General features: G+C 67.5%; 28 protein-coding genes. 18 read left to right on the top strand and 10 right to left on the bottom strand.

Going from position 1 to position 26,963, the window contains the following annotated elements:
* The first annotated feature begins 135 nt into the window (after window positions 1-135).
* On the top strand, window positions 136-1,701 hold the full coding sequence (locus ACFWU2_RS07480; RefSeq protein ID WP_378603292.1) for a substrate-binding domain-containing protein: 1,566 nt from the start codon (window positions 136-138) through the stop codon (window positions 1,699-1,701).
* Here the strand turns inward: ACFWU2_RS07480 and ACFWU2_RS07475 are convergent.
* Together ACFWU2_RS07475 and dapD are read right to left on the bottom strand one after the other, a co-directional pair.
* Window positions 1,670-3,004 carry an amino acid permease gene (locus ACFWU2_RS07475; protein ID WP_378603766.1) on the bottom strand — a complete coding sequence of 445 codons (1,335 nt, stop codon included), beginning with the start codon at window positions 3,002-3,004 and terminating at the stop codon, window positions 1,670-1,672. The genes ACFWU2_RS07480 and ACFWU2_RS07475 overlap by 32 nt on opposite strands.
* A 77-nt stretch (window positions 3,005-3,081) precedes the next feature.
* On the bottom strand, window positions 3,082-4,035 hold the full coding sequence (dapD, locus tag ACFWU2_RS07470) for a 2,3,4,5-tetrahydropyridine-2,6-dicarboxylate N-succinyltransferase (RefSeq protein WP_378603289.1): 954 nt from the start codon (window positions 4,033-4,035) through the stop codon (window positions 3,082-3,084).
* Window positions 4,036-4,135: 100 nt separating this feature from the next.
* Here dapD and dapE point away from each other — a divergent pair, with 100 nt between their 5' ends.
* From dapE to ACFWU2_RS07420, 10 genes are all read left to right on the top strand, one after another.
* On the top strand, window positions 4,136-5,212 hold the full coding sequence (gene dapE / locus ACFWU2_RS07465) for a succinyl-diaminopimelate desuccinylase (RefSeq protein WP_378603286.1): 1,077 nt from the start codon (window positions 4,136-4,138) through the stop codon (window positions 5,210-5,212).
* Window positions 5,213-5,222: 10 nt separating this feature from the next.
* Complete coding sequence (locus tag ACFWU2_RS07460; RefSeq protein ID WP_378603283.1) at window positions 5,223-6,032, top strand: TIGR00730 family Rossman fold protein; 810 nt, start codon at window positions 5,223-5,225, stop codon at window positions 6,030-6,032.
* Window positions 6,029-6,592 carry a TIGR00730 family Rossman fold protein gene (locus ACFWU2_RS07455; RefSeq protein ID WP_378603280.1) on the top strand — a complete coding sequence of 188 codons (564 nt, stop codon included), beginning with the start codon at window positions 6,029-6,031 and terminating at the stop codon, window positions 6,590-6,592. Before ACFWU2_RS07460 ends, ACFWU2_RS07455 begins: the two co-directional genes overlap by 4 nt.
* Window positions 6,593-6,690: 98 nt before the next feature.
* Window positions 6,691-8,475 (top strand): long-chain-acyl-CoA synthetase, encoded by a 1,785-nt coding sequence (locus ACFWU2_RS07450; RefSeq protein ID WP_378603277.1) that lies wholly within the window; start codon window positions 6,691-6,693, stop codon window positions 8,473-8,475.
* A 52-nt stretch (window positions 8,476-8,527) separates the two neighbouring features.
* A complete protein-coding gene (gene folP / locus ACFWU2_RS07445) occupies window positions 8,528-9,469 on the top strand; it encodes a dihydropteroate synthase (RefSeq protein WP_378603274.1) in 942 nt (313 codons plus the stop codon).
* Complete coding sequence (locus ACFWU2_RS07440; protein ID WP_378603271.1) at window positions 9,466-10,383, top strand: glucosyl-3-phosphoglycerate synthase; 918 nt, start codon at window positions 9,466-9,468, stop codon at window positions 10,381-10,383. The genes folP and ACFWU2_RS07440 overlap by 4 nt, the downstream gene beginning before the upstream one ends.
* Before the next feature lie 59 nt (window positions 10,384-10,442).
* Window positions 10,443-10,877, top strand: coding sequence for a DivIVA domain-containing protein (locus ACFWU2_RS07435; RefSeq protein ID WP_378603269.1), 435 nt, complete (start codon window positions 10,443-10,445; stop codon window positions 10,875-10,877).
* On the top strand, window positions 10,874-11,503 hold the full coding sequence (locus ACFWU2_RS07430; RefSeq protein WP_378603265.1) for a DNA-3-methyladenine glycosylase I: 630 nt from the start codon (window positions 10,874-10,876) through the stop codon (window positions 11,501-11,503). Before ACFWU2_RS07435 ends, ACFWU2_RS07430 begins: the two co-directional genes overlap by 4 nt.
* A gap of 97 nt (window positions 11,504-11,600) precedes the next feature.
* Complete coding sequence (locus ACFWU2_RS07425) at window positions 11,601-11,768, top strand: DUF3117 domain-containing protein (RefSeq protein WP_006554284.1); 168 nt, start codon at window positions 11,601-11,603, stop codon at window positions 11,766-11,768.
* An 88-nt stretch (window positions 11,769-11,856) separates the two neighbouring features.
* Window positions 11,857-12,744, top strand: a complete 888-nt coding sequence (locus tag ACFWU2_RS07420) for a putative RNA methyltransferase (RefSeq protein ID WP_378603262.1) — start codon at window positions 11,857-11,859, stop codon at window positions 12,742-12,744.
* On the opposite strand, the gene glgA is transcribed toward ACFWU2_RS07420, so the two are convergent.
* A complete protein-coding gene (gene glgA, locus ACFWU2_RS07415; RefSeq protein ID WP_378603259.1) occupies window positions 12,731-13,903 on the bottom strand; it encodes a glycogen synthase in 1,173 nt (390 codons plus the stop codon). The genes ACFWU2_RS07420 and glgA overlap by 14 nt on opposite strands.
* A gap of 65 nt (window positions 13,904-13,968) precedes the next feature.
* Window positions 13,969-14,307, bottom strand: coding sequence for a metal-sensitive transcriptional regulator (locus ACFWU2_RS07410; protein WP_378603256.1), 339 nt, complete (start codon window positions 14,305-14,307; stop codon window positions 13,969-13,971).
* A 134-nt stretch (window positions 14,308-14,441) separates the two neighbouring features.
* Here ACFWU2_RS07410 and glgC point away from each other — a divergent pair, with 134 nt between their 5' ends.
* The gene (glgC, locus tag ACFWU2_RS07405) at window positions 14,442-15,656 is read left to right on the top strand and encodes a glucose-1-phosphate adenylyltransferase (protein WP_378603253.1); all 1,215 of its coding nucleotides are present in this window, start codon (window positions 14,442-14,444) and stop codon (window positions 15,654-15,656) included.
* Window positions 15,657-15,728: 72 nt separating this feature from the next.
* Here the strand turns inward: glgC and ACFWU2_RS07400 are convergent, their stop codons facing one another.
* On the bottom strand, window positions 15,729-16,364 hold the full coding sequence (locus tag ACFWU2_RS07400; protein WP_378603250.1) for an O-methyltransferase: 636 nt from the start codon (window positions 16,362-16,364) through the stop codon (window positions 15,729-15,731).
* 285 nt (window positions 16,365-16,649) lie between these two features.
* Between ACFWU2_RS07400 and sigE the strand changes: the two genes are divergently transcribed.
* The 4 genes from sigE to tatB all read left to right on the top strand — a co-directional run bounded on the left by sigE (window position 16,650) and on the right by tatB (window position 19,822).
* Window positions 16,650-17,285, top strand: coding sequence for an RNA polymerase sigma factor SigE (gene sigE / locus ACFWU2_RS07395; protein WP_378603247.1), 636 nt, complete (start codon window positions 16,650-16,652; stop codon window positions 17,283-17,285).
* A 16-nt stretch (window positions 17,286-17,301) separates the two neighbouring features.
* Window positions 17,302-17,676, top strand: coding sequence for a zf-HC2 domain-containing protein (locus ACFWU2_RS07390; protein ID WP_378603244.1), 375 nt, complete (start codon window positions 17,302-17,304; stop codon window positions 17,674-17,676).
* Window positions 17,677-17,791: 115 nt separating this feature from the next.
* Window positions 17,792-19,345 (top strand): S1C family serine protease, encoded by a 1,554-nt coding sequence (locus ACFWU2_RS07385; protein WP_378603241.1) that lies wholly within the window; start codon window positions 17,792-17,794, stop codon window positions 19,343-19,345.
* Between the two features lie 81 nt (window positions 19,346-19,426).
* Window positions 19,427-19,822, top strand: coding sequence for a Sec-independent protein translocase protein TatB (gene tatB / locus ACFWU2_RS07380; RefSeq protein WP_169621646.1), 396 nt, complete (start codon window positions 19,427-19,429; stop codon window positions 19,820-19,822).
* A gap of 76 nt (window positions 19,823-19,898) precedes the next feature.
* On the opposite strand, the gene ACFWU2_RS07375 is transcribed toward tatB, so the two are convergent.
* The 5 genes from ACFWU2_RS07375 to ACFWU2_RS07355 form a co-directional block, all read right to left on the bottom strand.
* Window positions 19,899-21,032, bottom strand: a complete 1,134-nt coding sequence (locus tag ACFWU2_RS07375; RefSeq protein WP_378603238.1) for an Mrp/NBP35 family ATP-binding protein — start codon at window positions 21,030-21,032, stop codon at window positions 19,899-19,901.
* Between the two features lie 25 nt (window positions 21,033-21,057).
* Window positions 21,058-21,927 (bottom strand): lytic transglycosylase domain-containing protein, encoded by an 870-nt coding sequence (locus tag ACFWU2_RS07370; protein ID WP_378603235.1) that lies wholly within the window; start codon window positions 21,925-21,927, stop codon window positions 21,058-21,060.
* A gap of 328 nt (window positions 21,928-22,255) precedes the next feature.
* Window positions 22,256-23,179 carry a hypothetical protein gene (locus tag ACFWU2_RS07365; protein WP_378603232.1) on the bottom strand — a complete coding sequence of 308 codons (924 nt, stop codon included), beginning with the start codon at window positions 23,177-23,179 and terminating at the stop codon, window positions 22,256-22,258.
* 91 nt (window positions 23,180-23,270) lie between these two features.
* Window positions 23,271-23,795 (bottom strand): DUF1003 domain-containing protein, encoded by a 525-nt coding sequence (locus tag ACFWU2_RS07360; RefSeq protein WP_378603229.1) that lies wholly within the window; start codon window positions 23,793-23,795, stop codon window positions 23,271-23,273.
* Window positions 23,788-25,062: a magnesium transporter MgtE N-terminal domain-containing protein gene (locus tag ACFWU2_RS07355; RefSeq protein WP_378603227.1), complete on the bottom strand. Its 1,275-nt coding sequence runs from the start codon at window positions 25,060-25,062 to the stop codon at window positions 23,788-23,790. Before ACFWU2_RS07355 ends, ACFWU2_RS07360 begins: the two co-directional genes overlap by 8 nt.
* 268 nt (window positions 25,063-25,330) lie before the next feature.
* Between ACFWU2_RS07355 and ACFWU2_RS07350 the strand changes: the two genes are divergently transcribed.
* Window positions 25,331-25,774, top strand: coding sequence for a DUF4383 domain-containing protein (locus ACFWU2_RS07350; RefSeq protein ID WP_378603224.1), 444 nt, complete (start codon window positions 25,331-25,333; stop codon window positions 25,772-25,774).
* Window positions 25,775-25,946: 172 nt separating this feature from the next.
* Window positions 25,947-26,909 (top strand): HpcH/HpaI aldolase/citrate lyase family protein, encoded by a 963-nt coding sequence (locus tag ACFWU2_RS07345; RefSeq protein WP_378603222.1) that lies wholly within the window; start codon window positions 25,947-25,949, stop codon window positions 26,907-26,909.
* Window positions 26,910-26,963 lie beyond the last annotated feature (54 nt).

The raw sequence follows: 26,963 nt of genomic DNA, 5'->3' as shown, positions 1-26,963 counted from the left end.
TCGGAAGTTCACCCGATACCATGTGGCCAAGTTCACACGGGTCGGGGTGGGCGGCCGATCGTGGCGGGAGGGGAACACGTGACGGACGAACCCGGCGCGACGTCGCGGCGTCGGAGGAATTCCGATCGTGCGCGAATGGTTCTGGTGGGAATCGTGGTGGCGGCCCTGGCCGTCGCGGCGCTGTCGTTTGTATCTGGGCAATGGGGGATCGGATGCTCCACGACCGACGAGTACACGCTCGCGGTAGCGCCTGCGCTGGCTCCCGCGGTCCGTGAGGTGCTCGGTCGTGCAGACACCGGATGCGCGACCTTCGAGATCACCGCGGAGGAACCGGGCGACGTCGCGAGCAGGCTGGGAACCGGGGCGGGCGCGCCCGATCTGTGGATCCCCGAAGGGGGATGGTGGGCGCGCCGGGCCCAGGAGAACGCCGCCGGGTCGGTGCGAACGATCTCGTTTCCGCTCGCGACATCGCCGCTGGTGCTCGCAGGCGCCCCGGACGCCGTACCGGTAGCCCCCAACTGGCGGTCCGCACTCGGTCTCACCGACCTCGACCTGGGCAACCCCCTGCGCACGGGCACGGCAGCAGGCGCGATCCGGGCTGCCCTCGCGGAAACCGCCGACAACCCGGTTGCGGTGGGAACCGTGCGCTCGGCGCTCGCCGTGCACGCCCAGCGTGAGGGTGCACGCCGAGAGGAACCGCCGACCGGGCAGGAGGCACTCGAGCGCATCGAGGGCGACGACGTCATCGTGACCACCGAGCAACAGGTGCAGGTGCACCGCCGGACCCGGGAGCGGGACCTCGACGTGTGGATACCGGAGAACGGCACCGTGATGGCCGACTACCCGATCGTGGTTACCGCGCCCGACCCGGACCGCAACGCCCGTGCGGCACGCACCGGCGCGGCGCTCGCCGACGCGCTGCACGCGGCGGATGCGCGCGCGATCCTGTGGCGCGAAGGCTTTCGTGACGGGGTAGGACACGCACTGTCCGATGTCCGCGGACTGGGAACCGTTCCGGTGCTCGAGCTTCAGGACGACGCGATCATGAGCGAGGCGATGCGAACCTGGAGTCTGCTCGCGGTGCCGGTGCGCACCCTGATCGTGGTGGACGTGTCCGAGTCGATGCGGCGGTCGGTGGACGGCACCACTCCGCTCGAACTCGTCGCGCAGGCCGCGCAGGCCGCCGACGACGTGTTCCCGGACAGCGTGTCTGCCGGACTGTGGATGTTCGCCAGCGACATCGGCATCCCGGGACGCGACCACGTGGAGATCGCGCCCGTGCGCCGCTTCGACACGACAATCGGGGGCGAGACCCAGCGCGAGATCGTGACCTCGCTCGACAAGTGGGTTCCCGACTCCACCGGCACCGGTACGGCGCTTTACGACACCGTGCTCGAGGCCGTCCGTACGGCGCAGGCCGGCTACGACCCCAGGGCTGTCAACAGCGTGATCGTGGTGACGGACGGAGGCAACGACCACCCGGAGGGGATCGGGAAGGACGAACTTCTCGCGACCCTCGGCGAACTCCGGGACCCAGCCCGGCCCGTACCCGTACTGACCATCGGAGTGACGGACACCGCCGACGCACCCGTTCTCGTGGAGATCGCGACGGCAACCGGGGGGTCGAGCTACGTCGCGGAAGACATCAGCGAACTGGCCCAGATTTTCGTCAGCGCTTTGGCAGACCGAAGTCGTCGCTGACCCGCGCGTCCTGCCTGCGATGCCACAGGAATCCGAGTGCGGTGATGAACAGGAACAGGCCGAAGGTCGACGCGAGCTGAACGCGAGCGTTGCTGTCGGACAGCATGAGGGCGATGAACCCGAGCAGCATCGCCAGGGTGAACCAGCTCAGGTAGGGGAACGCCCACATGCGCACTCGCAGCGTTCCCTCTTCCTCGAACCGGCGCCGCAACCGCAGGTGTGCGACCACGATGAAGATCCAGATCGCGAGCAGCGCCGACCCGACGGCGTTGAGCAGGATCTCCAGGAGGGTGTCGGGCAACAGCCAGTTGAGCAGCACGCTCACGAAGCCGAAGAACACCGACAGCAGAACAGCGTTGCGGGGGACACCACGGTGGGTGAGCTTGCCGAGGAATGCCGGTCCGTCGCCGCCACGGGCCAGCGAGTACGCCATCCGCGAGGTGCCGTACACGTTGGCGTTGAAGGCCGAGAGCAGCGCGACCACCACGACGAGTTCCATGAGCCCGGATGCGTAGGGCAGGCCCGCGACGTCCAGCACCGCGATGAACGGCGACGTTTCGCCGCTCGCGGTGGTCCAAGGCAGTACCAGCACCATGATGGAGATCGCGCCGAGGTAGAACAGCGTGATCCGCCAGACCACCGTGCGAACCGCCACCGCGATGGACCGCTCGGGATCCTTGGATTCGGCTGCGGCGATGGTCACGATCTCGATGCCGCCGAACGCGAAGGCGACCGCGAGCAGGCCGGCCGCGATTCCCGCCATGCCGTTGGGTGCGAATCCGTCGCCGTCGCCCAGCAGATGCTCGGTCCCCACCGGTTCGGTGCCCGGGAGCAACCCGAACACCAGCAGGACGCCGATGATCAGGAAGCCGATGATGACGGCGACCTTGAGCGCGGCGAACCAGAATTCGAACTCACCGAAATTCGCGACCTGGGCGAGGTTGATGACCGCGAAGACGCTCACGAACACCAGCGCGACCGTCCATTGCGGCACCCCCGGCAACCAGGACTGCACAATTGCCGACGCACCGGTGATCTCCACGCCGAGCACCATGATCAGCATGAACCAGTAGAGCCAACCCATCGAGAAGCCGGCCCAGCGGCCGATACCGATACGGGCGTAGTGGGAGAACGATCCGCTGACGGGCAGAGCAGCGCCCATCTCGCCGAGCATCCGCATCACGAAGATGACCATGATGCCGGCGAGAATGTAGGAGACGAGCACGGCCGGGCCGGCCGCTTGGATACCGACGCCGGACCCGAGGAACAGGCCGGCACCGATTGCTGAGCCGAGTCCCATCATCGTCAGATGCCGGACTTTCAGTCCGCTCCCGAGGTCCTCGGGAGCGTCGGTCTGTGGAACTCGGCTCACGATCTTCCTCAGTCGTTGGCGTGCAGTGCGGCGTTCAGTTCGACGCCGGTGCCCTTGTTGGGCACGACCTCGACGGCGCCGCTCACAGAGTTGCGGCGGAGCAGCAGGTTCGACGCTCCGCTCAGGTCCTTGGCCTTGACGACCGTGCCGTCCGGGCCCGTCACCTTGGTGCCGGCGGTGACGTACAGGCCGGCTTCGACGATGCAGTCGTCGCCGAGCGAGATGCCCACACCGGCGTTCGCGCCGAGAAGGCAGCGCTTGCCGACGGAGATGACTTCCTTGCCGCCACCGGACAGCGTGCCCATGATCGACGCGCCGCCGCCGATGTCGGAGCCGTCGTCGACGACGACTCCCGCGGAGATGCGGCCCTCGACCATCGAGTTTCCGAGAGTGCCGGCGTTGTAGTTCACGAAGCCCTCGTGCATCACGGTGGTGCCGGAGGCGAGATGGGCGCCCAGGCGCACGCGGTCGGCGTCGGCGATGCGGACACCCGTCGGCACGACGTAGTCGACCATGCGCGGGAACTTGTCGACACCGAAGACGGTGACCGGTCCGCGGATGCGCAGACGCGACCGGACGGTCTCGAAGTTCTCGACCGCGCACGGGCCGTAGTTGGTCCACACGACGTTGGTGAGCAAGCCGAAGACGCCGTCCATGTTCTGTCCGTGCGGCTTGACCAGGCGGTGGGAGAGCAGGTGCAGACGCAGGTACACGTCGTGCGCGTCGACCGGCGCCGCGGACAGATCCGCGATCGTGGTGCGCACCACGACCTGGTTCACGTCCCGCGCCTCGTCGGCGCCGGCAACCAGCGCCAGGTCGGACGGGATGTCGGTGCCTTCGAGCCGCACCGTTCCCGTTTCGGCGTATTCGCCCAGCGTGGGGGCCGGATACCAGGTGTCGAGAACGGTCCCGTCGGCCGCAATGTTCGCGATGCCTACTGCTGCTGCTCCGTGTGCACTCACGGTCGAGAATCGTACTTCAGCCCGGGATCGTGGCCGATCAGGCCCTGGGAAAACCCGACGTGGCCCGCACGGGAGACTCCACGCTCCGTATCGTTCACGTATGGCCGTACCGCACCTGGACCTGCATGCCGATCCGATCGAACTGACCGCCGCCCTCGTCGATATTCCGAGCGTGTCGCAGGACGAGACGCTCATCGCCGACGCTGTCGAGAAGGCGCTTCGCGAGCAGACCGACGGGTTCGAGGTCGTGCGCAGCGGCAACTGCGTACTCGCCCGTACCCACCGCGGACTGGGGAGCCGAGTGATGCTGGCCGGGCACCTCGACACCGTGCCCATCGCCGACAACGTGCCCTCCCGCCTCGACGGCGATGTGTTGTGGGGCTGCGGTACCTCGGACATGAAGGCCGGCGACGCGGTGTTCTTGCATCTGGCGGCCACGATCACCGACCCGGCGCACGACCTGACCGTGGTGATGTACGACTGCGAGGAGATCGCGGCGACCTACAACGGTCTCGGCCGGATCGAGCGCGACCTGCGCGACTGGCTGGACGCGGACGTCGCGATCCTCGGTGAACCCACGGGCGGGGAGATCGAAGCCGGGTGCCAGGGCACGTTGCGGGTGCGGATCACGGCCGACGGTGTCCGTGCGCATTCCGCGAGGTCGTGGCTGGGGGAGAACGCGATCCACAAGCTGGCGCCGGTGCTCGAGCGACTGGCGCGCTACGAGGCGCGCTCGGTCGATATCGACGGTTGCGTGTACCGGGAGGGACTGTCGGCCGTGCGTATCGGTGGTGGCGTCGCGGGGAACGTGGTGCCCGACGCGGCCGAACTCGACGTGAACTTCCGATTCGCGCCCGACCGCAGTCCCGACGACGCGCTCGCCCACGTCGAGGAGGTCTTCGCCGGTCTCCCGATCACGATGGAGACCACCGACATGTCGCCGGGTGCGCTTCCGGGTCTGTCCCACCCGGCTGCGGCGGCCCTCGTCGACGCTGCCGGTGGCAAGTTCCGGGCGAAGTACGGATGGACCGACGTGGCGCGCTTCGCGGCGCTGGGAATACCTGCGGTGAACTACGGTCCGGGCGACCCGAATGTCGCTCACAAGCGCGACGAGCACGTCGAGGTACAGCGCATCACCGACGTCACCACCGTTCTGCGTGACTACCTGACGCGATAGCGTTGCCGTCATGCCTGGAGATACGAATTCCTCCTCCGATCGGTCCGGCTCGCGCGACGACGTCGTGCAGCGTGGCCCCGTTCAGCTGCGCGGTGAGCGTGCCCGCGACACCACGACCCGCGACCAGCGGCTGCTGGACCGGCGGGGCCCGTCCGACTGGGTGCATACCGACCCGTGGCGGGTACTGCGCATCCAGAGCGAGTTCATCGAAGGTTTCGGAGCCCTGGCCGAGGTGCCGCGCGCGGTGGCGGTGTTCGGTTCGGCCCGCACTCCCGTCGACCATCCCGACTACGAGGTCGGCCGGCGGCTCGGTGAAGCGCTCGTCGAGGCGGGGTACGCCGTGGTCACCGGCGGTGGCCCCGGGATCATGGAGGCCGCGAACCGTGGCGCGTGCGAAGCCGGGGGCTTTTCGATCGGGCTCGGCATCGAGCTCCCCTTCGAGCAGCGTCTCAACGACTGGGTCGACCTCGGCCTGAACTTCCGGTACTTCTTCGCGCGGAAGACGATGTTCGTCAAGTACGCACAGGCTTTCGTGTGCCTGCCGGGCGGCTTCGGCACCATGGACGAGCTGTTCGAGGCGCTCACGCTCGTCCAGACCGGCAAGATCACCCGTTTCCCGATCGTGCTGTTCGGCACCGAGTACTGGTCGGGGCTGGTCGACTGGCTGCGGGCGACGATGGTGCGGGAGGGGAAGATCTTCGAGTCGGATCTCGATCTGCTGTCGGTGACCGACAGTGTCGACGAGACGGTCCGGATCATCCGCGAGGCACACCGCGGCAACGGGGACGACGCGCTGTTCGGAGAGGAGACGTCTTGGTGAGCGACCTGCGACGGGTATCGGTCTGCGTGTACTGCGCGTCGGGACCGGTCGACCGCAAGTACCTGGAGCTCGCCTCGGCACTGGGAACGGCGATCGGGCGGCGCGGGTGGCAGTTGGTATCCGGCGGCGGCAACGTGTCGATGATGGGCGCTGTCGCGGAAGCTGCTCGCGAAGCGGGTGCTCACACGGTCGGAGTGATCCCCAAAGCGCTGGTGCACCGGGAAGTGGCGGACGTCGACGCCGATGAACTGATCGTCACGGAGACGATGCGGGAGCGGAAACGCATCATGGAGGATCGAGCCGACGCGTTCGTGACGCTGCCCGGCGGCATCGGCACGCTCGAGGAACTGTTCGAGACATGGACCGCCGGATATCTGGGTATGCACGACAAACCGGTCGTGATGCTCGACCCGCTCGGGCATTTCGACGGACTGCTCACGTGGCTCGAGTCGATGGTCGACACGGGCTTCGTGGCGCGGCGCGCGCTCGACGGCCTTCATGTCACGTCCGATCTCGAGGACGCTCTGGATCGATGTGCGGGGTCGAGCGGGGAGGACTGAGGGACCGAATCGACCATTCGCTCCCTACTCTCCGGTAAGTTCGGGAGGCGTTGCCGCCGTAGTCCCGACAGACCCGACGTCGCAGTGAGGATCCACCAGTGAAAACCGCCTCCGCCGAGAGCGAATCGACCATCTCCCTTCCCGGTCTTGTAGCCAAGCTGCCCGGGATGCTGCCCGACCTGCCGAGTCTGTTGCGCGGCGCGGTCGGGATGACCCGGAAGCCGAGTGCGCGGGAGACCATCGGATCGGTGTTCCAGAAGCAGGCCGCCCGCCGGCCCGACAGCCCCTTCCTGCGGTTCGAGGGCGACACCCTGAGCTACGGCGAAGCCAACGCGCAGGTGAACCGCTACGCCTCCGTCCTGACGGCGCAGGGTGTGCGCACCGGAGACGTCGTGGGCATTCTCATGGAGAACAAGCCCGAGGCGCTGCTGCTCGCGCTCGCCACCGTCAAACTCGGTGCCGCGGCGGGCATGCTCAACAACAACCAGCGCGGCGAGGTGCTCGAGCACAGCCTGTCGCTGCTCGACTCCCGCGTTCTCGTCGTCGACGAGGAATGCGCAGAGGCCCTCGAGACGCTCGACTCCGAACCGCAGGCGGGTTCGGTGATGCGTCTCGCCGAACTCGACGCACTCGCCGCGGATGCCGACTCGGCGAACCCGGCAGTGACGGAGACGCTCTCGGCGTCCGAGATCGCGTACTACATCTTCACCTCCGGAACCACCGGGTTGCCCAAGGCGAGCCGGATGTCCCATTTCCGCTGGCTCAAGTCCATGTCGGGACTGGGCAGTCTCGGTGTTCGGTTGCGCCGCAACGACACCCTCTACTGCTGCCTGCCGCTCTACCACAACAACGCGCTGACGGTCGCGCTGTCGTCGGTGCTCGGTGCGGGTGCGACCTTCGCACTGGGCAAGAAGTTCTCGGCGTCGAAGTTCTGGGAGGACGCCGAGCGCAACGGGGCGACGGCGTTCATCTACATCGGTGAGTTCTGCCGGTACCTGCTCGGGCAGCCCGAGCGCCCCGACGATCGCGACCACGGCATCCGGCTGATGGTCGGCAACGGCCTCCGCGCCGAGATCTGGGACGAATTCACCGAGCGCTTCGGCATCGACCGGGTCGCGGAGTTCTACGGCGCGAGCGAATGCAACATCGCCTTCATCAACGCGCTCAACCAACCGCGCACCGCGGGCGTGTGCCCCTTGCCGTACGCGGTCGTCGAGTACGACCCGGAGACCGGCGCGGCCCGGCGGGACGCGAACGGACGACTGGTTCGCGTGGGGCGCGGCGAGGTCGGACTACTGCTTGCGAAGATCACCGACCGTGCGCCGTTCGACGGGTACACCGACCCCGACGCCACCGAATCCAAGCTCGTCCGTGACGGGTTCGAGGACGGCGACGTGTGGTTCGACACCGGCGACCTCGTCCGGAGCCAGGGGTACATGCACGTCGCGTTCGTCGACCGGCTCGGCGACACGTTCCGCTGGAAGGGTGAGAACGTCGCGACCACGCAGGTCGAGGGTGCGATCTCGTCGCACGACTCGGTCTCCGGCGTCGTCGTCTACGGCGTCGAGGTGCCGGGCACGGACGGACGCGCGGGCATGGCAGCAGTGACACTGAAGGAAGGCTCGGAACTGGACGGTGCCGCGCTCGCGGAGTCCCTGCACCGTTCCCTGCCCGGATACGCGGTCCCGCTGTTCGTCCGCGTCGTCGAGGAACTCGAGTACACGTCGACGTTCAAGAGCCGCAAGGTGGATCTACGCGAGCAGGGGTACACCGACATCGGGTCGGACGAGCTGTATGTCCTCGCGAGCCGCAGCGAAGGCTTTGCGCCGATCTTCGAGGGGTACGTCGACGGGGTGGCACGGGGGGACCTGCCGAAGCCCTGAACGGGTCGGACTCCGGACGGGCCCGAATCGGCGCTCGTGTCAGGATGAAGGCATGAGCGGCTCCGCTGTCGATGTTCCCGAGCATCCGCCCGTCACACCCGGCCACGACGTCCCGACCCCTCCCGGGCCTCTACCGCCGACGCTGTGCGGGCGCCCGGTCGCGACCGATCGTGCACTCGTCATGGCGATCGTCAACCGCACACCGGACTCGTTCTACGACCGCGGGGCCACCTTCAGCGACGACGCGGCGCTCGCGGCTGTCGACCGGGCCGTCTCCGAGGGTGCCGATCTGGTCGACATCGGCGGGGTCAAGGCCGGACCCGGCGACGTGGTCGACACGGCGGAGGAAATCCGCCGCGTCGTCCCGTTCGTGGCTGCGATCCGCGAGCGGTACCCGGACGTGCTCATCAGCGTCGATACGTGGCGCAGCGAGGTGGCGCGTCGCGCGGTCGGTGAGGGCGCCGACCTCATCAACGACACGTGGGCCGGGGCCGACCCGCACCTCGTGGAGGTCGCCGCCGAACTCGGCGCCGGCATCGTGTGCTCGCACACGGGGGGTGCGATCCCGCGTACCCGGCCGCACCGGGTCCGGTACGTGGACATCGTCGCGCAGGTGACCGGCGAGGTCGTCGCGGCGGCCGAGAGCGCGGCGCGAGCGGGCGTCGCGACCGATTCGATCCTCATCGATCCCACCCACGATTTCGGGAAAAACACCTATCACGGGCTCGCTCTGTTGCGGGGCGTGGAAGTTCTTGTAAAAAGCGGGTGGCCTGTGCTTATGGCGCTGAGCAATAAGGACTTCGTAGGCGAGACTCTGGGTGTCGAACTCGAAGACCGGTTGGAGGGCACCTTGGCAGCGACAGCATTGGCCGCAGCAGCAGGAGCGAGAATGTTCCGGGTACACGAGGTCGCGGCCACCCGCCGGGTGGTCGATATGGTGGCGGCCATCGCGGGCACACGTCCGCCGGCCCGCACGGTGAGGGGGCTGGCATGAGCGCACCGACTCGCATCTGGACAGAGGCGAACAGCTGGGATCAGCCGACATGGACCGTCGCCGAACTCGAACAGGCGAAGGCAGGACGCACCGTCACGGTCGTGCTGCCCGCACTCGACGAAGAGGAGACCGTGGCGGGGGTGGTCGAGACCATCCACCCCCTGCTCGGCGGACTCGTCGACGAACTCGTGGTACTCGACTCGGGCTCGACCGACCGGACCGCGGCGCGTGCGCGTGCCGCGGGGGCCCGGGTCGTCTCGCGTGAGGAAGCGGTACCGGGACTGGCTCCGGCGCCGGGCAAGGGAGAAGTGCTGTGGCGCTCGCTGGCCGGCACATCCGGCGACATCATCGCCTTCGTCGACTCGGACCTGATCAACCCGGATCCGGCGTTCGTGCCGAAGCTGCTCGGGCCGCTCCTGCTCGGTGACGGCATCCACCTGGTGAAGGGTTACTACCGCCGTCCCCTGCGGGTTCGCGGCGGAGAGGATTCGAACGGGGGAGGGCGCGTCACCGAACTGGTCGCCCGGCCACTCCTTGCCGCCCTGCGACCGGAGTTGACGTGCGTTCTCCAGCCACTCGGGGGTGAATACGCCGGTACCCGGGAACTCCTCGAGGCAGTGCCGTTCGCCCCCGGGTACGGCGTCGAGATCGGCTTGCTGCTCGACACCTACGACCGCCTGGGGCTGAACGCGATCGCGCAGGTCAACCTCGGTGTGCGTAAGCACCGCAACCGGCCGTTGTCCGAGCTGGGGGCGATGAGCCGGCAGATCGTCGGCACGATGCTCGGCCGGTGCGGAATCCCCGACTCGGGGGCACCGCTGACCCAGTTCCTCGTCGAGGGCGAGTCGTTCGTGTCCTTCGACACCGATGTGAACCTCGAGGACCGTCCGCCGATGAAGACCATCACCGGCTGATCTTTCTCTCACGGCCCGCCGACCTCGAAGGCGTCGGCGGGCCGTGCCAAGATCGGTACATGGTGACGGTTCTGGTGTACGTGGTCGTCATGGTGGTTGTCGGCGCCGTGCTGTTCTTCATCGCTTCCGCAGTGTTCGGCCGAAGCGAGGTTCTCGCGCCGATCCCGCCCGGCACCACCGCGACGGTGCTTCCGGCGGCCGACGTCACCGGCACGGACGTGCGCGACCTGCGTTTCCAGCAGACGTGGCGGGGCTACAAGATGAGCGAGGTCGACTGGGCCCTCGACCGGCTCGCCCGCGAAATCGACGATCTGCGTGCCGAACTCGCACGGACCGCCGGAGAGCCGCTGCCCGGGGAAGACTCCGCGCCGGAGGTGGGCGCGGCGCCCGAGAACGCCGCCGACATCGAGGGCGAGGATCGCGCCGGGGACGCGTCCGGCGACGAGGCGGTCACGGAGGAAGTCCGCGTCGTCGACCACCAGGAGAAGCCGTGAACGACGACGGACTCGTGCGGTGCCCGTGGGCTGTCGACCGCCCGGGGAGCACGATCTACCGCGACTATCACGACGGGGAGTGGGGCCGCGAACTCCACGGCCGCGACGCGCTGTTCGAGCGACTGGCCCTCGAGGCATTCCAGTCGGGGCTGTCGTGGCTCACGATCCTGCGTAAGCGAGCGGCGTTCCGTGAAGCTTTTGCCGGCTTCGACGTCGATGTCGTTGCCCGCTTCACCGAAACAGATGTCGACCGGTTGCTCGCGAACGCGGATATCGTCCGCAATCGCCGCAAGATCGAAGCCACGATCGCGAACGCGCGAGTGATCCTCGAACTGCCGACCGATCTCGACACTCTGCTGTGGTCGTTCGCGCCCGAGCCCGCGCGGCGCGCGCGACGTCCGAAATGTGTCGAATCGATCCCGGCGGTCACGGAGGAGTCCACCGCCATGGCCCGTGAACTGAAGCGACTCGGACTACGTTTTGTGGGTCCCACCACTGCATATGCGTTGATGCAGGCAACCGGAATGGTCGATGATCATCTCGCAGAGTGCTGGGTGTCGAAGGCCCGAGAAGGGACACGACCGGCCCTTACTGCGGAGTCAGCTACCCGACGCACACCGCAATAGGGAAGAATGGGATAGCGCGCATCATCGAGGTCGGTGGTGCAACCACACGGTAACCCACGCGCCCGGCGGTCGGGTGCAGATTTGGAGGGAGCAGAGGATGGCGGCCATGAAGCCCCGGACCGGGGACGGTCCCCTCGAAGCAACCAAAGAGGGACGAGGAATCGTCATGAGGGTTCCACTCGAGGGCGGCGGACGTCTGGTCGTCGAGCTCACGCCGGAAGAGGCTGCGGCCCTCGGCGACGAACTCAAGAGTGTCACCAGCTGATCGGCCCCTCTTCGGGCAACCCGGGCCCCGCGCTCCTCGGCGCGCGGGGCCCGGAGCTGTCCGTACCGGGAACGGGTGAGGAGTCCGCGTGCTCGATACCGTCATAGACCTTCTCGCGTGCCCGCACTGCGACGGTTCGATGGATCTCGACGATGCCGCGGTGTTGTGCGAACGCGGCCACAGCTTCGACGTGGCGCGCCAGGGTTACGTCTCTCTGCTCACCGGATCCGCCACGCCTTTCACGGGTGACACCGCCGACATGATCGCGGCGCGCGGCGACTTTCTCGACACGGGGTATTACGACCCCGTCCGCAGTGCCGTGGCGTCCGCGTGCACGAAGGCTGCCGGTGACGACTCCCGCATTCTCGAGGTCGGCGCCGGAACGGGCCAGTACCTCGCGACAGTCCTCGACGCCCTGCCCGCCGCGCGGGGCATCGGACTGGACGTATCCAAACCCGCTGTCCGGCGCATCGCGCGCGCTCACCCACGCGCGGGTTCGGTGCTCGCCGACGTGTGGCGGCAGCTACCTGTGCGGTCGGGGTCGCTCACCCACGTGCTATCGATTTTCGCGCCCCGGAACGCAGCCGAGAGTCATCGCGTACTCGCGCCCGGCGGCGTCCTCGTCGTGGCGACGCCCACCACGGAACATCTGCGCGAACTCGTGTCGCTGCCGGGGATGGTCAGCGTCGACGAGCACAAGACCGAACGGTTGTCGGCGGCGCTGTCGGGGTTGTTCGAGCGAACCGCGCGGATCCCCGTGCAGTTCTCCGCGGCGTTGCCGCGTCGAGCACTCGCGGACCTGGCGGGAATGGGCCCCTCGGCGCATCACCTGACCGCCCCGGAGCGCACCGACCTGCTGGCAGCGCTCCCGGACCCGTTCGAGGTCACCGTGTCCGTCACGGTGTCGACGTGGACCCGGCGGGACGACGTGACGGTGCCCGACGGGCACGGCGACACGGCTGTCAGGGGCGGTTGATCACACCCTGGTAGACCGTGAGGGTCTGCCGGGCGATCTGCGCCCACGAGAACTCGGAGATGGCGCGGTCGCGACCGGCTCGGCCGTACTCGGCGGCACGCGCCGCGTCGCCGGCAACCTCGTTGAGGGCTGCGGCGAGTGCCTGCTCGTACGCCTGCGGCTCGTACGGGTCGTAGTGCACCAGGACGCCCGTGACGCCGTCCTGCACGACCTCCGGGATGCCGCCCACGTCCGACGCCACCACGGCGGTCTCACACGCCATCGCCTCGAGGTTGACGATGCCGAGCGGTTCGTACACGGACGGGCACACGAACACGCGGGCGGCAGAGAGGATTTCCCGCACCGACTCGACGGGAAGCATTTCCTGTACCCAGAAGACGTTCCCGCGCGCCGCCTGGAGTTCGGCGACGGCACGTGCGGTCTCGGCGGCGATCTCGGGGGTGTCGGGGGCGCCCGCGCACAACACCAGCTGGATGTCCGGGTCGAGGTGATGCGCCGCGGCGATCAGGTGCCCGACGCCTTTCTGCCGCGTGATACGCCCGACGAAGGCGACGATCGGACGATCGGGATCGACCCCGATGCGCTCCAACGCCGACTCGGTGCCCGGTTCGGCCGGGCCGGGATGCCACGTCGTCGTGTCGATCCCGTTGCGCACGACGTGCACGCGGGCGGGGTCGACGAACGGGTAGGCGTCGAGGACATCGAGCCTCATGCCTTCGCTCACCGCGATGATCGCGTCGGCGTACTGCACGGCGTTGCGTTCCGACCACGAGGAGATCCGGTAACCGCCGCCGAGTTGCTCGGCCTTCCACGGCCGTCGCGGTTCGAGCGAGTGTGCGGTCAGTACGTGCGGCACGTCGTAGAGTTCGGCTGCCAGATGCCCGGCGAGACCGGTGTACCACGTGTGCGAGTGAACGACATCGACGCCCGCGGCCGCGTGAGCCATGCGCAGCTCTGCCGACAGCGTCGTCAGAGCGGGATTCGCCCCGTCCAACGCAGGGTCGGGCGCGTGCACGGTCGCGGTGTCGCGGGGTGCGCCCATACAATGCACGTCCACAGTGCACAGTCTCCGGAGCTGCGCGACGAGCTCGGTGACGTGAACACCCGCACCGCCGTACACTTCCGGCGGATATTCCCGCGTCATCATCGCCACCTGCATCGCCTCAAACTATCGGGCCGTTCGATTTACAGCCAATCGATCCCCGCCGCAGGCGCGAATGCGGTTCAGGACTTCACGAGGCGCGCGATCGCGGCCGATGCTTCCGCCAGTTTCGCCTCGCCTTCCTCGCCTCCGAGTTTCGCGGCGTCCACTACGCAATGCCGCAGGTGATCGTCGATCAGGTTGAGTGCGAGGCCTTCCAAGGCGCTGGTCAACGCAGCGATCTGGGTGAGGATGTCGATGCAGTACTGCTCCTCGTCCACCATGCGGTGGATGCCCCGGGCCTGCCCTTCGATCCGCTTGACGCGCGCGAGGTATTTCTTCTTGTCGCCGATGTAGCCGTGGGTGTGGCAGGAGCCGCCGTCTTCGGTGGTCTCGGTCACCGCGATAAGTGAGTCGTTCATAACACCCATTCTATACCCCAGAGGGGTATATACCCTGGTGGGACGTTGTGCGCTCGTGCCCGGAACTGCTCACCGGGCGCGACGGAGATCACCCTTCGCTGGCGGCAGTGTTGGGCGACGGATAGGTTGGGCGTGTGAGGAGCCAGCCACATGTGCTTGGAATCGTGCTTGCCGGCGGCGAGGGTAAGCGTCTTTACCCTCTGACCGCAGACCGCGCGAAGCCGGCAGTGCCCTTCGGGGGCGCATATCGCCTGATCGACTTCGTGCTCAGCAACTTGGTGAACGCCGGTTACCTGCGCATCTGCGTACTCACGCAGTACAAGTCGCATTCCCTCGACCGCCACATCTCTCAGACGTGGCGTCTGTCGGGCTTCACCGGGGAGTACATCACCCCGGTGCCGGCCCAGCAGCGACTCGGACCGCGCTGGTACACCGGCAGCGCCGACGCGATCCTGCAGTCGCTCAACCTGGTCTACGACGAGGACCCCGAGTACATCGTGGTGTTCGGCGCCGACCACGTGTACCGGATGGACCCCGAACAGATGGTGCGTCAGCACATCGAGTCGGGCGCCGGCGTCACGGTGGCGGGCATCCGGGTGCCGCGCAGCGAAGCCTTCGCGTTCGGATGCATCGACAGCGACGAGCAGGGCCGCATCACCCAGTTCCTCGAGAAACCTGCGCACCCGCCGGGGACGCCCGACGATCCCAACGTCACCTTCGCCTCCATGGGCAACTACGTGTTCTCGACGAAGGTTCTGGTCGAAGCCCTGCGTGCCGACTCCGAGAACCCCGATTCCGATCACGACATGGGCGGCGACATCATTCCCGCACTCGTCACCGCCGGTGTCGCACACGTCTACGACTTCAACGACAACGTCGTTCCCGGTGCGACCGAACGCGACCGGGCGTACTGGCGCGACGTCGGGACGCTCGATGCCTTCTACGACGCGCACATGGACCTGGTGTCGGTCCACCCGATCTTCAACCTCTACAACCGGCGCTGGCCCATCCGCGGGGCCGCGGAGAACCTGCCGCCCGCGAAGTTCGTCCAGGGTGGTCTCGCCCAGGAGTCGATCGTGGGTGCGGGCAGCATCTTGTCCGCTGCCACCGTCCGCAATTCGGTGCTCAGTTCCAACGTCATGGTCGAGGACGGCGCCACCGTCGAGGGCAGCGTCCTGATGCCGGGTGTCCGGATCGGCAAGGGCGCGGTGGTGCGACGCGCGATCCTCGACAAGAACGTGGTGGTGGGCGACGGCGAGATCATCGGCGTCGATCTCGAGCGCGACCGCAAACGATTCGCTGTCAGCGGCGGCGGCGTGGTCGCCATCGGTAAGGGCGTGTGGATCTGACGGGAGCTGTGCGACCCCACGACCCGGGAGCTGTGCGACCCGGCGAGCCCGGGGTCGCGCGGCCCCGCGGGCTCAGCTGAGCCGCACCGCGCACAGGAGCCCGTCGCCGAGCGGCAGTACCACCGGAGCGAGTCGTTCGTCGTCCGAGACGGCCCGTGCTGCCTCTCGGACGGCCAGCACGGTCGAATCGCGTGCGGACGGATCGGCGACCCTGCCGCCGAGCAGCGCGTTGTGCAGCACGATGACGCCGCCCGGCCGCAGCAGGCGCACGCCCTCGCGAACGTAATGCGGGTGGTCCGACGGGGTGGCGTCGACGAACACCAGGTCGTAGCCGGAGTCGGCCAGTCGCGGCAGCACGTCGAGCGCACGGCCGTTGATGAGCCGCGTGCGGGAAGCGACGACACCGGCATCGCGGAATGCGAGCTTGGCAGCCCGCTGATGTTCGGGTTCACTGTCGATTGTGGTGAGGACGCCGTCCTCGCGCAGCCCGTGCAGCAACCACAGGCCGCTCACTCCCGCACCCGTACCGACTTCCACCACGGTCTTCGCGTCCAGCATGCGGGCGAACATCGCGAGAGCAGCGCCCACCGCCGGGGACACCGGGTCCGCGCCGAGGTCCTCGGCGCGTTCCCGCGCGACGGCGAGCTGTTCGTCCTCGACGACGATGTTCTCCGCGTGGGTCAAGATGCGGTCTGCATTGGTCTGCACGAGACCGAGGCTATCCGCGCCGGGATGTTTGTGCGGGCAGGCTCGCAGATGTGGGCAAGGATGTGGCGATGTTTTCTCAGCTTCGTTTCAGGTAACTCACACGACCAGCACATCCCCATAGGAAAGACTCAGATCACGAAGTCGAAGGCCGGCAGGACACGGAGCTTCGGTGGAGTACGCCTCATGGGACCCTGAGTGGTGAGGAACAAACCTCAGGGCCCGAATGTTGAACTTTCCACCAATGATCCGCGTAGCGGTCCCGAAGAGGAGGATCCAGCGATCCACATGCCCGAATCCCGCACCGTTCTCCCGCCCGATGCCGTCCCGTTCGACGAAGTCTCCCTGGAAGACCTGAGCGGAACCGCGGTGTTCGACGCGACGGGAGATCGTGCTTCCATGCCGTCGTGGGACGAACTCGTCCGCGAGCACGGCGACCGCGTCTATCGGCTGGCCTACCGGCTATCGGGTAACGCACAGGACGCCGAAGACCTCACCCAGGACACGTTCATCCGTGTCTTCCGTTCACTGCAGGACTACCAGCCCGGCACGTTCGAGGGCTGGCTCCACCGCATCACCACCAACCTTTTCCTCGACATGGTGCGTCGCCGGAACCGCATCCGGATGGAAGCGCTGCCGGAGGACTACGATCGGGTGCCGGCCCAAGGGCCGAACCCCGAGGAGATCTACCACGACGCGCGACTCGGCGCCGACCTGCAATCCGCACTGGATTCGCTCGGTCCGGAGTACCGCGCCGCGGTGGTGCTGTGTGACATCGAAGGTCTGTCCTACGAAGAAATCGGTGCCACACTGGGGGTGAAACTCGGGACGGTGCGCAGTCGCATCCACCGAGGTCGCCAGGCACTCCGCGAGTACCTGCGCGAGAATGGGAAGGCCGAAGTCGTTCGCGTCGATGCGGGGTAGCCGCCGGGAGGTTTTGATGACGATGGTGCAGCCACCTCGCAGGTTCGGTTCCACGGAGCACTTGGCCAGCGAGGCTGTAGCCGCGTATGTCGACGGCGAACTCCGGATGGCGCCATATCTTCGGGCTGCACAGCATCTGGCGGAATGCCCCGAATGCGCGGCCGAAGTCGAGGCGCAGCAGCAGGCCCGTCGAGCCCTGCGTGCCGCCGCCGAGGACGCACCCGAAATGTCGAGTTCCCTCCGGGGCGCGCTCTGCAGCATCCCCAGTCATCTCTTCGACGCCCCCGGCGCGGATCGGACCCGGAACGGTGCGAGGGCGCCGGAGTCCGACGCGGCGCAGTCCGAGGCGTGGTTCGCAGCGCGGCGATGGGCGATCCGTCGCAGGCGGTGATCGACCGGAAGGTCACCACAGCCCGGCCGGTCGGAGACCGGTCGATAACAGGGCACCCGAGGCCATCGGTGATACTGGGCTCTGTGACGGACCTACACGGGGGAGACGGGTACGCGTGACCGCGGATTCTGTGGAGCACAACGGCCGACGCGGGAGCGACGACACCGACCAGCCGGACGCCTCGTTCGGAAGGCAGGATCAGGCGAACGGCGCCATCGAGCGTCCCTCCGACGCGCCGCGCCTCGACCCGCGACCGGTGTACCGGCCCAGGGTGGATCCCGCTGCCGAGCGCGTCTTCGGGCGACCGGCCGGTACCGAGGGCCCCTTCGGGGCGACACCCGGCGCGCGGGCGTCCGAACCCGAAATCCGGCACGCCCCGCCGACCGACGCCATCCTCGCCGAGGCATACGGAAAGCCGGACGCGGCGGACGAAACGTTGCAGCGGCCGCCCTCCGTGCCCGACGACGACCCCGGGGACGATTCGGGCCCGTCCGACCCGTGGCGCGACCCCGACTCCGCCGTCCGACTCGGTGAGCCGCTCGAGGCGGAGGACGAAGAGAATCTGCCGCCGGCCCCGAAGCTGACTCTGCGTGAGGTCCTGTTCGACCGCCGCGTCGAGCCTCGCGCTCTGGTCTCCCTCGCAGCCCTCGCTCTCGCGATCGCCGTCGTCGGCGGGTTGGCCGTGGCGGTGGTGACCTCCGACAACGGTTCACTCACCAGCCGAGGCGTGTCGCTGTCGCAGGTCGCGTCGGATGGGGAAGTGCCCGCCGGGACCGTCGCGCAGGTTGCCGACGCAGTACTGCCGTCGGTCGTATCCATTCAGGTCACCATGGGCGAAGAGGCAGGAACAGGCTCCGGCGTCGTCATCGACGGGGCCGGATACATCGTGACCAACAACCACGTCATCTCCATGGCGGCGACCAACCCCGACGCGAAGGTTCAGGTCACCTTCGACGACGGCACCAAGGTCCCCGCGACGGTCGTGGGACGGGACATCAAGACGGATCTGGCGGTGCTCGCGGTCAAGGACGTCGACAACCTGGTCGTGGCCGAACTCGGACGATCCGAGGATGTGCAGGTCGGTGAGGACGTCGTCGCCGTGGGTTCCCCGCTCGGCCTGAGCAAGACCGTCACTCGCGGCATCGTCAGCGCGCTGCACCGGCCCATGCGGCTGAGCGGCCAGGGCACCGACACCGACGCCGTCATCGACGCGGTCCAGACCGATGCCTCCATCAATCCGGGTAACTCCGGTGGACCGCTCGTCGACATCGAAGGTCGCGTCATCGGCATCAACTCCGCGATCAAGTCCGAAACCGGTGGGTCCGTCGGCCTCGGCTTCGCGATCCCCATCGACGACGTCACCGAAGTGGCGGGGGAACTCATCCGCAACGGTGAGATGAGCCATCCGGAAATCGGTGTCAATGCCCGCTCGGTGGTCAACGAGGTCGCCAGCGGGGCAGAGGTCGCGAACGTCCAGAGCAACAGCCCCGCACAGCGCGCGGGAATCGTCGAAGGAGACGTGATCGTGCGTGTCGGCGACCGCGAGGTCACCACCGCCGACGAGCTCGTGGTCGCGGTGCACGCTCAGGAGATCGGAGAGCCCGTGAATGTCCAGATCGTCCGGAGTGGACGCCTCGTCGACATCGAGGTCACCCCGGAATCGGACTGACGTACCGGTTCCGGACGTGCCTCCGGTGTGAGTTGAGTCCGCTCGCGCTGAATTTCGGCAGGAAACACGTAGTCTTGACCCGTGTTCGGCAACATCGGTTGGGGTGAATTCGTAGTCCTCCTCGTGGCGGCCCTCGTGGTGCTCGGTCCTGAGAGGCTGCCAGGTGCTGTCTCGTGGGTGACCAAGTCACTGCGACAGGTGCGCGATTACGCCTCGGGCGCACGGGATCAGCTGAAGGAAGAACTGGGTCCGGAGTTCGACGACTTCCGTCAGCCGCTCGCCGAACTCAACCAACTCCGGGGCATGACACCGAAGGCCGTCATCACCAAGCACCTGCTCGACGGTGACGGTTCTCTGTTCAACGACATGGGGAAGACACCGGGTGCGCCGGCCAACGGATCGTCGCCCTCGACGCCCAACCTGACGAAGCCCCTCGCACGCGACGAGAGGCCCCCGATCGATCCGGACGCGACCTAGGTCGTCGCTCCGCCTGAAGTTTCCCGGCCCGGACTTTCCACGGTCGCCGCAACATCGTTGCGGCGACCGTGTGCGTTTACAGGTGCCGGGTGGTGTCGATTCCCAGCGACATGCCGGCCAGGCCACGCTTGCGCACCGCGAGTTTGTCGGCGATCTCCGACATTGCGATCGCAGGCGCCGAGTCCGGAGCCGACAGCACGATCGGCGTTCCGGCGTCACCGGACTCACGGACGGCGGGGTCGAGTGGGATCTGGCCCAGCAGGGGCACTGTGGCCCCGACGGCGCGGGTGAGGCGCTCCGCGACGGCCTGGCCGCCACCGGTGCCGAACACGTCCATGCGCGTCCCGTCCGGCAGTTCGAGCCACGACATGTTCTCCACGACGCCGGCGATGCGCTGACGGGTCTGCAAGGCGATCGAGCCTGCACGCTCGGCCACCTCGGCGGCGGCCTGCTGCGGTGTCGTCACGACCAGGATCTCGGCACCCGGGATCAGCTGGGCGACCGAGATCGCCACGTCGCCGGTGCCCGGGGGCAGGTCGAGCAGGAGTACGTCGAGGTCGCCCCAGAACACGTCGGCGAGGAACTGCTGAAGCGCGCGGTGCAGCATCGGACCACGCCACACGACCGGCGTGTTGCCCTCGGTGAACTGCGCGATCGAGATCATCTTCACGTCGTGCGCGATCGGCGGCATGATCATCCGCTCGACCTGTGTCGGCTTCGCGGAGGTACCCAGCATGCGGGGGATCGAGTGGCCGTAGATGTCGGCGTCGAGGACACCGACCGACAGGCCGCGCGCGGCCAGCGCCGCCGCGAGGTTGACGGTGACCGACGACTTGCCGACGCCTCCCTTACCGGACGCCACCGCGTACACGCGGGTCAGCGATCCGGGCTGGGCGAACGGGATGACGGGCTCGGCGGAGTCGCCGCGGAGGGACTTGCGTAGTTCGGTGCGCTGCTCGTCGTTCATCACGTCGAGGGTGACGCGGACCGGGCCGACTCCCGCCACGTCGGCGACGGCCTTGGTGACGCGATCGGTGATTTCGGTGCGCATGGGGCATCCCGAGGTGGTCAGGTACACCTCGATATCGACGCTGCTGTCGTCTCGGATCTCGATGCTCTTGACCATGCCGAGATCGGTGATGGGTTTCCGGATCTCGGGATCCTGTACCCGGGCGAGCGCACTGCGGACGTCGGACTCACTGACTGCCATGACGCCCATGGTAGGTGGGTACGTCTCAGTGGATGCGCGGCAGGTCGGCCGGACTCGGCGTGATGCCGGTGGAGTAGGCCGCCGACCACGCAAACACATTGGCGACGTAGGCCATCGAGTTGTTGTATCGGTGGATCGCTTTGGTCGCGTGCCCGAGGTTGCGCATGTCGAGTCCGCCGTCGCACAGGTACCGCGCGGTCGTCAGCGCCGAGTCGTAGAGGTTCTGGGGGTTGGCGACCCCGTCACCGTCACCGTCACCGGCGTACTGGTTCCAGGTGGTGGGGATGAACTGCATGGGTCCCACGGCACGGTCGTAGACCGCGTCACCGTCGAGAACGCCGCCGTCGGTGTCGGCGATGGTGGCCTGGCCGGGGAGGCTGCCGTCGAGAGGCAGCCCGATCACGGGTTCGAAGAGATTGCCCTTCGCATCGGCCTGACCGCCGTTGGCATGACCGGATTCGACCTTGCCGATACCGGCGAGCAGCGTCCAGTACATGCCGCAGCCGGGGTTCTCTTCGGACAGGATGCGCTCGGCGTTGCGGTAGGCGTCGAAGTTGATGGCGGGGATGCCGAGAGGTCCCTCGACAAGCACTTTCGCCTCGGGTGCGGGCGCTGCCTGGGATGCGGACTTCGGTGCCAGCGCCGGTGCCGGGGCAGGATCGAGCATGATGGACTGCGCCACGGATATGGCTTCGGGGATCTGGGGGAGCGTCTCGGGGACTGCGTTCCCCATGGTGGTCGCCTGGGCGTCCTGGTGGACTCCGAGCAGCGCACGCGGTGATGCACCGGCAGTGGTAGCGGCGGCGGCAACGAGGCCTACCGGTACCAAACCTGTCATAGCGATCACTGAATTGCGGCGGATCTTGGAATCCGTCGGTCTGGCGTGCCGGCCCACTCGTACCTCCCTCGGGCGAATCTCGAACCCGAGATGCCTCCGTTATTTACGGGGCCGACAGTACACGGTTCGTAGCCTTTCTGTTATTTAAACGTGATGTAACGCGTGGTTTGGGTGTATGCCCGAGGGGTTTGCGCCGTTGAGGCGGCTTCGCGGTTATGAAAGTGTGACCTGCGTCATAATGGGGTGGCGTGTCGCCTCAGGGCGCGGTGGGTACCTGCGCGACCCGGCAGAAAGTCCACCGGGCAGAAAGTCCACCGGGCAGAAGGTCCGACGGGCAGAAGGTCCGACGGGCAGAAGGTCCGACGGGCAGTGTCTCGCTACCGGCTCATTCGCAGAAGGCGGGTACGAGGCACGGAATCGGGGGAAGCTCGGGCAACTCCGGCAAGGGTGGAACGGCCGGCGCCGGAACACCGTCCCGGGGCTCGCCGGTCTCGTCCACTGCTGCCGGGTCGCCGGGAGCGCTCTGCGGGGCCGGCGCGGCGATGTCGGAGGCGGCCGGAAGGGGCCGCGCCGGAGCCGGCGCCAAGGCGGACTCGGCGACTTCGGCACCCTTGGCATACGTCGCCGACCACTCGCGCACGGTTGCGAGAAACTCGGGCGACCCGTTGAAAAGTGCGACCGCGCGGGCCTCCCTGTCCGGTTCGCGAAGCCGGGCGCCGTCCGCGCACATCCAGGCGCTCGCGGCCAGCGTGGCGTCGAACACGTTCTGGGCGTCGGCGTTTCCGTCGGCGTTCCCGTCCGCGCGATGCTGCTCCCAGACGGCGGCGGGGAGAAGCATCGGGCCGAGGGCTCCGGTGGGTGCGACGACGGGAGTGGTCAGGGTGCCGAGGATGTCCGTACGTCCACCGTCGGCATGCTGGGACGCGAGGCGCCCGAGCGCGGCGAGCAGGTGCCACGGCATTCCGCATTCCGGATTGTCCACGGCCATCTGCATCTCCGCGGCCCGGTACGCGTAGTAGACGAGTTCGGGAATTGCGGCCGGACCCTCACCGAATACGGAGGGGACTGCCCCGGCGGGTACCGCGGGTGGTCGCTCCAGTGCCGGATCGGACGGTTCGCCCGGGGTGCGGAAGGTGATCGGCGACGCGGGTTCGGCAGGTACAAGGCCGACTGCGGTAGCGGGAGCCGTCAGCGTCGCCGCGGCGGGCACCGGCACGTTTTCGGCGACGCTCGGTGCCGGCGACGACGCCGTCGCGGCCAGTCCGGCCGCCACGATCACCGGAATCGCCAATGTCGCCGTCCAACGCACCCGACCGCCCCCTTCTGTATCCGTCTGCCACATCGGTTGGTGTTGTGACGAACGTTACATAACCGGGTCGGCTTATGTGTAATTCCGGGTGTCAGCGGCGGAAGGTGCGCCCCTTCCCGGATCCGGACGCGGTGTCGTCCTCGTCGTCGTCGACGAGCAGCGACCTGAGATCGTCGAGCTCTCGCCGCAGGTAGTCGCGGGTGGCGACCTCACCGACCGCGAGACGCAGGGCCGCGAGTTCACGAGCGAGGAACTCCGTGTCCGCCTTCGTCTGTTCCGCGCGCGCCCGGTCCTCCTCCAGCGAGACCCGGTCGCGGTTCTCCTGCCGGTTCTGAGCCAGAAGGATCAGCGGCGCGGCATACGCAGCCTGGGTCGAGAACGCCAGGTTGAGCAGGATGAAGGGATACGGGTCCCATTGCAGGCCGAGCGCGGTCATATTGAGAGCGATCCAGACGATCACGAAGATGGTCTGGAACGCCAGGTACCGGCCGGTGCCGAGGAAACGCGCGACGCGTTCGCTGACCCGTCCTACTGCCTCCACGTCGAAGTTCCACCGGAACCGGGACGACTGCGGTGTCTCGAGGCGCGATCGGCCCTGTGAGAGTCGGTCACTCATCCTCGGTCTCCTCGTCACGCCAGTCCTCGGGCAGCAGATGGTCGAGCACGTCGTCCACACTCACCGCCCCGAGCAGGTGCTGCTCGTCGTCGACCACCGGACCGCACACGAGGTTGTAGGTCGCGAAGTAGCGGGTGACGGTCGTCAGCGCGTCCCCGGGATCCAGGCGCGGCAGATCGTTGTCGAGGATGCCGCCGATCAGAGTCGCCGGGGGCTCGCGCAGTAATCGTTGCAGATGGACGCAGCCCAGATACTTACCGGTGGGTGTCGCGGTCGGCGGCCGCACCACGAAGATCATCGAGGCGAGCGCCGGAGTGAGGTCCGGGTGCCGCGCCCGGGCCAGTGCTTCCGCGACGGTGGTCGCGGGACTGAGTGTCACCGGCTCGGGGGTCATCAGACCACCGGCGGTGTCGGGGGAGTGCTCGAGCAGGCGCCGCACCGGCTCGGAGTCCTCCGGGTCCATCCGCTGCAGGAACGACTCCGCATCCGTTTCGGGTAGCTCGCCGAGAAGGTCGGCGGCGTCGTCGGGATCCATCGCCTCGAGCACCGACACCGCGCGGTCGACACCCAGTTCGGTGAGCAAGTCCGTCTGGTCGTCCGAAGGGAGTTCCTGGACGATGTCGGCGAGCCGCTCGTCGTCGAGTGCCACTGCGACCTCGGTGCGCCGTTTGGCGGGGAGATCGCGCAACGAATTGGCGACGTCGGCGGGCCGCATGTCCTCGAACTGCATGAGCAGTTGCGCGACACCCTGGCCGGGCATGGACAGCGCCTGCTGCGTCAGACCGTGGACGTGCGGCCACTCAACGACATGAATGGGGGCCCGCCGCGCGAGCCGGCCGCGATGCCGGCGCACCGCAACCCGCGCGACCACCCAGTCCCGGGTGCGCGTGAGCTCGATGCCGAGGTCCACGACCACGGTGTCCACACCGATCAGATCGGGCAGTTCCGGGTCGTCGACGCGCACCTTCGAGTCGAGCACCTGTGCCAGCGCCAGCACTTCCGAGGGACGCTGCGTGAATCGGCGCAGACTCACGTTGCCGGTCACCAGCGTGACCGATCCCGGTTCGATGGCCGTCACCCGCAGCATCGGGACGAAGATGCGTTTTCGCGTGGGCAACTCCACGACCAGTCCCAGGACGCGTGGTGCTTGACGACCGACGCGAATCGTGAGGACCACGTCCCGCACGCGACCCACGGATTCCCCGTCGGGCCCAAGTACTACCAGACCCGTGAGCCTTGCGACGAAGACCTTGCTCACTGCTGCCAAGAGGTCACTCCCAACCGTATCGGTGCCGCGCGGAGCTCAGCATAAAAGCGGCCCCGGGCGGTGCGGACACACCGTCCAGGGCCTCTCGGCCACCGCGGACGGACGTTCGCAGCGAGCCGCATGAACCGTAGTCATCGTACGCATCGTCGCTCCGGCTCCCCGTGCGTCGGCATCGATCGGCAAAACCGAAGCGCATAGTCGGTTTCATGCCGCGGACGAGGGGTAGCCCGTGCACGTCTCATTCCCTCGTGATCGAGAAAGGATGGCCATGGCCGAACGTGTAACGCGGGCGGATCGAACGCCGGTGCAACTGGCCTCGATGGTGTTCGGCGTGGTGTTTCTGCTGGTGGGGATATTGGGCTTCATCCCGGGCGTCACCACGGATTACGACACCATGACCTTCGCGGGGCATCACTCCGGGGCAATGCTGCTCGGAATCTTCGAAGTGTCGATTCTCCACAACATCGTGCATCTGCTCTTCGGTGTCGCCGGACTCGTCCTGGGCCGCACGATCTCCGGTGCCAAGGCGTTTCTCATCGGTGGCGGTGTCATCTACGCAGTCCTGTGGATCTACGGTCTGCTGATCGACAAGGACAGCGCAGCGAACTTCGTGCCGCTCAACACCGCGGACGATTGGCTGCACTTCGTACTGGCGGTCGCGATGATCGCACTCGGGGTGTTGCTGCCGCCGCGCCGCCGCGCCGCCGTCTAGACGCGGGAAGGTTTGTCAGCGGTCCGACACACGATGTCGGACCGCTGACGGACGTGCTTTCCTGGGGCGTTCGTGGTCCCGAACGCCGGTCTCCCCGGCGGTAGCATGATCACCGCCATCGGCCGGAGGCTCGTGGCTCGTGTCGTATCCGAACGTGGAGGTCTGTGCGGTCATGTCGTTTTCTTTCAGGCCCCGGCGGTCGGTACTGGCGGTTCCGGGCAGTAGCCGCAAGATGATCGACAAGGCCAAGGGCCTGCCCGCCGACGAGATCTTCCTCGATCTGGAAGACGCGGTGTCGCCCCTGGCCAAGGCCGAGGCCCGCACGACGATCGTCGAAGCGCTCAACGAGGACGGGTGGGGCGACCAGCTCAAGGTTGTCCGGGTCAACGACTGGACCACCGATTCGACGTATCTCGACGTCGTCGAAGTGGTCGGGGGCGCGGGTGAGCACCTGGACGCGATTCTGCTGCCGAAAGTGCCCGATGCGAGCCATGTCCATGCGCTCGATCTCCTGCTCACGCAGGTGGAGAAGGCTCACGGACTCGAGGTCGGCCGCATCGGAATCGAACCCCAGATCGAGAACGCCCTCGGATTGACCAACATCGACGCGATCGCCACTGCGAGTCCTCGCGTACAGACACTCGTGTTCGGGCCCGCGGATTTCATGGCGAGCATCAACATGCGCACGCTTGTGGTGGGGGAGCAGCCCGACGGGTACGACCGCGGCGACGCGTACCACCACATCCTCATGACGATTCTGATGGCGGCGCGCGCTCACGGCCTGCAGGCCATCGACGGCCCGTACCTCCAGATCCGTGACGTCGACGCGTTCCGTCGTTCCGCGCAACGGACCGCCGCGCTCGGTTTCGACGGCAAATGGGTACTGCACCCGAGCCAGATCGATGCCGCGAACGAGGTCTTCAGCCCGCGGCAGCAGGACTACGACAAGGCCGAGATGATCCTCGACGCCTACGAATGGCACACGTCGGCGGAAGGCGGAGCGCGCGGTGCCGCGATGCTCGGCGACGAGATGATCGACGAGGCCAGCCGCAAGATGGCACTCGTCATCTCGGCCAAGGGACGAGCGGCAGGGATGTCTCGCACCGAAACGTTCGAGCCTCCCCGGGGCGAGTAATCGTGTTCTCGCCCGTGGTCCGGGCAGAATGGACATCGGGCGTGCCGGTGAAGA

This window comes from Rhodococcus sp. NPDC058639 (assembly GCF_042717545.1).
In the GTDB taxonomy this organism is placed as follows: domain Bacteria; phylum Actinomycetota; class Actinomycetes; order Mycobacteriales; family Mycobacteriaceae; genus Rhodococcus.
Note: the sequence above shows the minus strand (reverse complement) of the source record. Positions and strands in the feature narration are given on the sequence as shown.

Bases quoted from the DNA above. Each gene is read 5' to 3' on its own strand.
- ACFWU2_RS07480 (WP_378603292.1), top strand. From the start codon at position 136: ATGGTTCTGGTGGGAATCGTGGTGGCGGCCCTGGCCGTCGCGGCGCTG.
- ACFWU2_RS07475 (WP_378603766.1), bottom strand. From the start codon at position 3,004: ATGATGGGACTCGGCTCAGCAATCGGTGCCGGCCTGTTCCTCGGGTCC.
- dapE (WP_378603286.1), top strand. From the start codon at position 4,136: ATGGCCGTACCGCACCTGGACCTGCATGCCGATCCGATCGAACTGACC.
- ACFWU2_RS07460 (WP_378603283.1), top strand. From the start codon at position 5,223: ATGCCTGGAGATACGAATTCCTCCTCCGATCGGTCCGGCTCGCGCGAC.
- folP (WP_378603274.1), top strand. From the start codon at position 8,528: ATGAGCGGCTCCGCTGTCGATGTTCCCGAGCATCCGCCCGTCACACCC.
- ACFWU2_RS07440 (WP_378603271.1), top strand. From the start codon at position 9,466: ATGAGCGCACCGACTCGCATCTGGACAGAGGCGAACAGCTGGGATCAG.
- ACFWU2_RS07435 (WP_378603269.1), top strand. From the start codon at position 10,443: ATGGTGACGGTTCTGGTGTACGTGGTCGTCATGGTGGTTGTCGGCGCC.
- ACFWU2_RS07425 (WP_006554284.1), top strand. From the start codon at position 11,601: ATGGCGGCCATGAAGCCCCGGACCGGGGACGGTCCCCTCGAAGCAACC.
- glgA (WP_378603259.1), bottom strand. From the start codon at position 13,903: ATGCAGGTGGCGATGATGACGCGGGAATATCCGCCGGAAGTGTACGGC.
- ACFWU2_RS07410 (WP_378603256.1), bottom strand. From the start codon at position 14,307: ATGAACGACTCACTTATCGCGGTGACCGAGACCACCGAAGACGGCGGC.
- sigE (WP_378603247.1), top strand. From the start codon at position 16,650: ATGCCCGAATCCCGCACCGTTCTCCCGCCCGATGCCGTCCCGTTCGAC.
- ACFWU2_RS07390 (WP_378603244.1), top strand. From the start codon at position 17,302: ATGACGATGGTGCAGCCACCTCGCAGGTTCGGTTCCACGGAGCACTTG.
- ACFWU2_RS07375 (WP_378603238.1), bottom strand. From the start codon at position 21,032: ATGGCAGTCAGTGAGTCCGACGTCCGCAGTGCGCTCGCCCGGGTACAG.
- ACFWU2_RS07360 (WP_378603229.1), bottom strand. From the start codon at position 23,795: ATGAGTGACCGACTCTCACAGGGCCGATCGCGCCTCGAGACACCGCAG.
- ACFWU2_RS07350 (WP_378603224.1), top strand. From the start codon at position 25,331: ATGGCCGAACGTGTAACGCGGGCGGATCGAACGCCGGTGCAACTGGCC.
- ACFWU2_RS07345 (WP_378603222.1), top strand. From the start codon at position 25,947: ATGTCGTTTTCTTTCAGGCCCCGGCGGTCGGTACTGGCGGTTCCGGGC.